Source organism: Microbacterium sp. CnD16-F (genome assembly GCF_024124465.1).
Lineage (GTDB): Bacteria > Actinomycetota > Actinomycetes > Actinomycetales > Microbacteriaceae > Microbacterium > Microbacterium gawkjiense.
In genome coordinates, this window is the sequence record NZ_JAMXSA010000098.1 from 1 (window position 1) to 2964 (window position 2964).

At 64.0% G+C, this 2964-nt stretch carries 4 protein-coding genes; 2 read left to right on the top strand and 2 right to left on the bottom strand.

Annotation, left to right across the window (positions count from 1 at the left end; genetic code table 11):
* Positions 1–335: 335 nt before the first annotated feature.
* Both NH287_RS14805 and NH287_RS14810 read right to left on the bottom strand, forming a co-directional pair.
* The gene (locus tag NH287_RS14805) at positions 336–980 is read right to left on the bottom strand and encodes a hypothetical protein (RefSeq protein ID WP_253036225.1); all 645 of its coding nucleotides are present in this window, start codon (positions 978–980) and stop codon (positions 336–338) included.
* Positions 981–1178: 198 nt separating this feature from the next.
* Complete coding sequence (locus NH287_RS14810) at positions 1179–1391, bottom strand: hypothetical protein (protein ID WP_253036226.1); 213 nt, start codon at positions 1389–1391, stop codon at positions 1179–1181.
* A gap of 115 nt (positions 1392–1506) precedes the next feature.
* On the opposite strand from NH287_RS14810, the gene NH287_RS14815 reads away from it, so the two are divergent.
* Complete coding sequence (locus NH287_RS14815) at positions 1507–2235, top strand: TnsA-like heteromeric transposase endonuclease subunit (protein ID WP_253036227.1); 729 nt, start codon at positions 1507–1509, stop codon at positions 2233–2235.
* Positions 2236–2285: 50 nt separating this feature from the next.
* The gene (locus NH287_RS14820) at positions 2286–2876 is read left to right on the top strand and encodes a hypothetical protein (RefSeq protein ID WP_253036228.1); all 591 of its coding nucleotides are present in this window, start codon (positions 2286–2288) and stop codon (positions 2874–2876) included.
* Positions 2877–2964: the final 88 nt, after the last annotated feature.

Below are 2964 nucleotides of genomic sequence, written 5' to 3' on the forward strand. Positions count from 1 at the left end.
TAGAGGGAGTGGTCATCGGTGTGACGCCTTTCGAGTGGGATGTGAGAGTTTCCTCGAAGGAAGATCCCGGTGGCCACGCTGACGTTTACTGGCCGGGATCGTTACACCACTCTACGGGGCACTACTAGTTGTCGACCCAACACCGATGAAGGGTCAACGGCCGTAGAGGTCGAGCACAGCTCAGAGGCCCGGCCAAGGAGAGGGCGCGAGGGGCGAGGAGCGCACGCATCCCGGTCGCTCACCGCGCACCCAAACGCTCACCCCCATCGATAGCGTGGCGTGGTGCCACTGTCGCGGCGCGCAGGCCTACTGTCGGGCCCCAAGAGACGCACAGATCAGATCACGTTGGCACCAATGGCAAAGGCCACGCCTAGCGCCGCAGCCAACGCGCCGAGACTCGTCCAAAGCTGCGCCGGCTTCAGCGCTGCCAACAACTGGCCGACTGACATTGATGCGGGGTCCGGCGGCTGAGACTTGCTCGCCCTCGGATTGGGCGCGGAATCCAATCGACTGCTCCAGCTCTCGAGAATCCCAGTGAAGGCGGTCGTGTTCAGTGCGTTCGCGTCGACGGGCAAGTCTTGGACGTACCAGTCGTTCCCCTTTTCCAACAACCCGTCCGCGCGCACGCCTTCGTCCACGATCACGAGCAGCGGAAGTCCCCGGCTATAGGCCATCGCCGCCTCGATTTGGTTCCAACTGGTGGGCATTCGCACATCGGCGAGCTGCCTCTGCTTTGCCGATTCGGGTCTCTCTTCGCCGGACGGGAATCGAAAGCGCTCAAGCGCGATCACGACGGCGCCCCTGCACTCATCCATGAGGTCGGATATTGCGTGCAAGGGAGCATCCGCGCTGAAGGTGTTCCTCCCGATCGTGCGTGGATTGAGTCCGATAGCGCGAAGTCGCTCCTCGACCGCCACGACGAAAGTCTCCTGGGACGGACTGAGCCCCGTGCCGACGCTGACAAAGACATCCTTGGCCATCAGCTGGTCCCCATCCCCGGTCCTCGCGGAGCACCTCCGCTGCTGGAGATACTCTCACCCAGTTGCTCGGCGCGCACTCAACTCGGCTCATCGAAACGACGGGCGCAGTCACGCCAGCATCCGTGCGCAACCGGGTCGTGGAGCGCACCTTCGTCGGCTGTGAGCACCGCTTGCGGAGTGCGAACCCCGAACTCGTGCCTATCGATCCCTCATCGGTCGGAAGTCGTAGTCCTCGTCCATGCCGCTGGAGAGCCAGATCTCGTCGTCGCCGGCGAATCCCATTTCGTCCTCGTCGTCTTCATCGGGCTCATCTCCCCATGACGACGAATCGTCCAGATGATCGTCGCCGATCATGCAGCGACATGGGAACGACTTCTGGTCCACCACTTCGCCGTTCACTGTCTCGTTCACGAATCGGTCGTGTGCGACTCCCGTTGGCATGGTGCGATACTAAGCAGCAGGGGCCTCGGCCGCAGCGCCAACTCGCGCTTCATCGGTCGATCGGCGCTCAGATGACGGTCGCCCTATGAGCGGTCAGAATCGGCCTGCGACGGTTCAGATCCGCAAGTCTGCCGATCGCGTCGAGTCCATTCCGATGGCGGACGCGCGGCTGCTCTTGTTCGAGACAGCGATCCCGTGGCGAGAGTTCCGCTGGTACAAGGGGCAGCGTCACTTCTCGGGCAGCTACTGGTCCGCGACCATGGGCGCTCCGGTCGGCTACGAGTCGAGGTTGGAGTACGCCAACCTGCTGCTTGTCGACTTCGATCCCCAAGTGCGGTGGATCCTGTCGCAGCCGTTCCTGCTCGAGGGAGATGATCGCGGCACCCCGCGCCGGCACATCCCCGACTTCCTGATCGGGTGCGCCGACGCGTCCGTCTGCGTGATCGATGTGAAGCCGGCGGAGAAGCTGTCACTGCCCAAGGTGCGTGATTCGCTGGGCTGGTCGCGGCGTGTCATTGAAGCGCACGGGTGGGAGTATCGGGTCCTGTCTGAGCCTGACCCCACCCTGCTGGCCAACGTGCAGTTCCTGGCCGGGTACCGGCGGCGATTCCAGTTCGTCGACTCCGAAGTCGCCGAGGCCGTCTACCTGCTGCGAACACCGCAGACGTTCACTGAGGCCGTGCGGGCCGTGACGCCGATCGCGGGCGACTACAGATCCGCCCGTGCCGTTGTTCTGCACCTGCTCTGGAGACAACACCTCAAGACGGACCTCGGCCGCCAACTGGGCGGCATGAGCCTCCTGGATACGGGTTGAGCGTGGCCCAGCATCTACACCTTCATGAACAACGCGAACAGGAGTTTGAGATGAGCAACACGTGGGTCCTGAGGGCCGGCGCCGATCTGGTCTACGACGGCGAAGCCGCCACAGTGCGCGAGATCGTGGACAGTGCGGTGATCATTCGCACCCGCGCAGGCCGGATTCGCCGGCTTCGGCTGGTGGACGTCCTGCGACCGCGCAGCGAGGGAGGTCTCGCGCACATCCCCGGGCGCACGCGAGCTGAGGAGGAGGCTGTCCCGCTTGGTGTGCTCTGGGCCGACGCGACCGTGCAGTCTCGGGTGCAGGCGAGTGAGCGTGCGGATCGCGTCCGCGAAGTGCTGATTGGATACACGGCTGGTGGAGCGGACGTCGCGCGGGAGGGCGAGCCGCGAGAGATGTATGGCGCTGGCCAGAGTCTGGAGCAGCGGATCGCTGCGAAGGCGGCCGAGCTCGGCAGAGGGAAGCGCACGATCGAGCGATGGATCGCGAGGCACCGCGAAGCCGGCGAGATCGGATTGGTGGACAAGCGCAGCGCTCAGCCAGGGCAGGCGCTTGTGAACTTCGATGATCGGTGGTTGGACATGGCTCGTGACGTCATCGAGGGTCAAGTCCCGTGGAGTGGTGTAACCGTTTCGTGATCCTTCAGGGATGTGGGGGCTAGTTTTCGTTGTGATTGCAGATGCTCGCGACGAGCTCACTCACGGTGTCGGAGTACAGCCCAGGAGT